Source organism: Maritimibacter alexandrii, assembly GCF_005871115.1.
In the GTDB taxonomy this organism is placed as follows: domain Bacteria; phylum Pseudomonadota; class Alphaproteobacteria; order Rhodobacterales; family Rhodobacteraceae; genus Maritimibacter; species Maritimibacter alkaliphilus.
This window is the reverse complement of record NZ_SWKQ01000007.1, coordinates 1-1,521: the sequence shown is the minus strand read 5'-3', so window position 1 is coordinate 1,521 and position 1,521 is coordinate 1. Positions and strand designations below refer to the sequence as shown.

Below are 1,521 nucleotides of genomic sequence, written 5' to 3'. Positions count from 1 at the left end.
CCACAACCAACATCCCCAAATCGCTCCCTCAATCCTTTGAGGAAGCTTCTGAACAGAAATATCAGGGGGGTCACTTTTGGACGCCGATTACCCCAATACAGGGGTCAATCTTGCATGCCGGTTCACATCCCGGAAGTCGGACACGCCAACGGAATGGAACCCGAAGTCGCTGAAGACATCGCCGGCGTGACAGACCGCGCAGCGTCCGATGCCATAAAAGATAAGCGCCCCACTCTTCTGATCGGCTGAGAGAGCGGAAAGGTCGCCGGCGAGATAGAGGTCCCAGGGCGTGTCCCGGGACTGGAAAGCGATCTCGATGTAATGCGCAAGCGCATTGCCGAGATGAGCCGGACGCACCTCGTCGGCCGCCCCGACCCCGTAGGTCTTCCGAAACAACCTCTGATAAGTCTCCGTATCCTTACCGCGCTCATCGTCCTCGTAGAGTCGCGTCGCGACCCGGGACAGCACCGCCTCGGGGACCGGCGTGCCGCGTGCCTCGGGCGCAAGAACGTTGCCAGCACCAGGCTCACCCAGCATCTCCGCCGGGACAAATATCGGCCGGACCGATTGCAACGCCATGAGGTTCTCGAATCCCGTCGTCGGCAGGGGCTCGGGCAGTAAGAGCCCGCCCTCATCGGCGGCAGACACGGCCTGGAGGCGGCCGTCCCAGAGCATTGTCGAGACGTCGTTGTGGTCGCGGTTCCAGAGGTCGGGCACGTTGCGTGCAGGGACGCCGGGCAACCATTCCGGCGACACGTCGAGATGTGTCTCCAATGCAGCCCCGTCCGCGGTCGCAGAGATCAAGGCGTGGCAGGTGGCGCAAGTTCGATTCCCCTGCCCGCTCAAGAGCGGCTCGAAAAATAGCCGTTCGCCGAGCTGGAACTTCGCATCGCGCGGATATTCCTTCAGAGGCAGCGGCGCGAGATCGAAGAGCCGGGACGTGACGCGCAGCTGGGCATCAAGCTGGTCCGCATCCACGAGCACCGCCCGCAAGTCCGGGTAAGCGGGATCCGAGGTTGCAGAGAGGTTGAGGGCCGCGAGCGCATGCCGCGATACGCCCTCCGAAAGCAGCTGTTCGGTGAGCGTACTGTAGCTCTTACAGGGCAACCGGCCGATCTCGAGAGACAGGTCGAGGCGAGCCACCTGCGCAGGGTCCAGTTGGGCACGGGTCTCCTCTGTCGCCTCCGCGCTGCGCAGAGCTTGGTCGCAGGCGGCGGCCAGCGTGCGGAGGTCCTTCTCCGTCCGGTAAAGCGCGATCCGCGGACGTAGCTCTGCCAGGTAGAGCCAGACCGGCAGGTATAGACCGATCCCGATGATGGAAATCCGGGTAAGGAGATCAAGCACGGCACGCGGACGCACGCGCTTCACCGCGCGGGCTCCGGATCGAACTCCAGCTGTCGTAGTACCCTAATAAAAGAGAAATTACCGCTTCTGGCCTATTTTGGCGATTTCTGTGCCTCTATTTAGGATATGTCCACAGGTTTCGGCGACCTTCGGATGAGTGGTTCCGTCTGCCAAATC

1 protein-coding gene is annotated in these 1,521 nt (G+C 62.2%); it reads right to left on the bottom strand.

The genetic code is table 11. From position 1 onward, the window contains the following. Nucleotides 1-87: 87 nt before the first annotated feature. Nucleotides 88-1,368 carry a cytochrome-c peroxidase gene (locus FCT00_RS00780; RefSeq protein WP_138421465.1) on the bottom strand — a complete coding sequence of 427 codons (1,281 nt, stop codon included), beginning with the start codon at nucleotides 1,366-1,368 and terminating at the stop codon, nucleotides 88-90. Nucleotides 1,369-1,521 lie beyond the last annotated feature (153 nt).